1 protein-coding gene is annotated in these 1,722 nt (G+C 65.2%); it reads right to left on the bottom strand.

All coding sequences use genetic code 11. The annotated features are described in order from the left end of the window. The coding region (hutU, locus tag DQ397_RS16230; RefSeq protein WP_148921585.1) for a urocanate hydratase at window positions 1-1,655 on the bottom strand (1,655 nt) is incomplete at its 3' end. Between the last annotated feature and the right edge of the window lie 67 nt (window positions 1,656-1,722).

The following is a 1,722-nucleotide window of genomic DNA, read 5'->3' as shown; positions in this document are numbered from 1 at the left end:
GGCAGGTCCAGGCCCTGCTCCTTGGCGCAGTCGATGGCGATCTGGTAGCCGGCATCGGCGTGACGCATCACACCAGTCCCTGGGTCGTTGGTCAGCACGCGAGCGATACGCGCGGCCGCTTCGTCGGTACCGTCACAGACGATGACCATGCCCGAGTGCTGGGAGAAGCCCATGCCCACGCCACCGCCGTGGTGCAGCGAAACCCAGGTGGCGCCGCCTGCGGTGTTGAGCAAGGCGTTGAGCAGTGGCCAGTCGGAGACGGCGTCGGAGCCGTCACGCATGGCTTCGGTTTCGCGGTTCGGGCTGGAGACCGAGCCGGAGTCCAGGTGGTCGCGGCCGATGACGATCGGTGCCGACAGCTCGCCGCTGCGGACCATTTCGTTGAACGCCAGGCCCAGCTTGGCGCGCAGGCCCAGGCCAACCCAGCAGATACGTGCCGGCAGACCCTGGAAGCTGATGCGCTCGCGGGCCATGTCCAGCCAGCGGTGCAGGTGGGCGTCGTCCGGGATCAGTTCCTTGACCTTGGCGTCGGTCTTGTAGATGTCCTCGGCGTCGCCGGACAGCGCCGCCCAGCGGAACGGGCCGACACCGCGGCAGAACAGCGGACGGATGTAAGCCGGCACGAAGCCTGGGAAGTCGAAGGCATTGGCCACGCCTTCTTCCTTGGCCATCTGGCGGATGTTGTTGCCGTAGTCGAAGGTCGGCACGCCCATTTTCTGGAAGTCCAGCATGGCTTGTACGTGCACGGCCATGGACTGCTTGGCGGCCTTGACCACCGCAGCGGCGTCGGTCTGGGCGCGGTCGCGGTACTGCTCCCAGGTCCAGCCGGCCGGCAGGTAGCCGTTGAGCGGGTCGTGGGCGCTGGTCTGGTCGGTGACCATGTCCGGGCGCACGCCCCGCTTGACCAGTTCAGGCAGGATTTCAGCAGCGTTGCCGTGCAGGGCGATGGAGATGGCCTTGCCTTCGGCGGTGTACTTGGCGATGCGCGCCAGGGCGTCGTCCAGGTCTTTGGCCTGCTCATCCACGTAGCGGGTCTGCAGGCGGAAGTCGATGCGGCTCTGCTGGCATTCGATGTTCAGCGAGCAGGCGCCGGCCAGGGTCGCGGCCAGTGGCTGGGCGCCGCCCATGCCGCCCAGGCCTGCGGTCAGGACCCATTTGCCGGTCAGGTTGCCGTCGTAGTGCTGACGTCCGGCCTCGACGAAGGTTTCGTAGGTGCCTTGGACGATGCCCTGGCTGCCGATGTAGATCCAGCTGCCGGCGGTCATCTGGCCGTACATGGCCAAGCCTTTGGCGTCCAGTTCGTTGAAGTGTTCCCAGTTGGCCCAGTGTGGCACCAGGTTGGAGTTGGCGATCAGCACGCGCGGGGCATTGGCGTGGGTCTTGAAGACACCGACCGGCTTGCCGGACTGGACCAGCAGGGTCTCGTCGTCTTCCAGGCGGGTCAGGGTCTCGACGATCTTGTCGTAGCACTCCCAGTTACGTGCGGCACGGCCGATACCGCCGTAGACCACCAACTCCTTCGGATTCTCGGCGACCTGAGGGTCGAGGTTGTTCATCAACATGCGCAGCGGCGCTTCGGTCAGCCAGCTCTTGGCGGTCAGCTTGTTGCCACGCGGGGCGCGGATTTCAGTGTCGCGGAATCGGGAAGCTGTCATGGCGGTTTCCTTTTTTTTGTGATTGTGGTGTCGGGAGTTTCGTATGCGCTCATATACATACAACCAT

Origin of the sequence: Pseudomonas sp. CK-NBRI-02 (assembly GCF_008124495.1) — a bacterium.
GTDB classification, from domain to species: domain Bacteria; phylum Pseudomonadota; class Gammaproteobacteria; order Pseudomonadales; family Pseudomonadaceae; genus Aquipseudomonas; species Aquipseudomonas guariconensis.
This window is presented reverse-complemented; position numbering and strand designations above follow the sequence as displayed.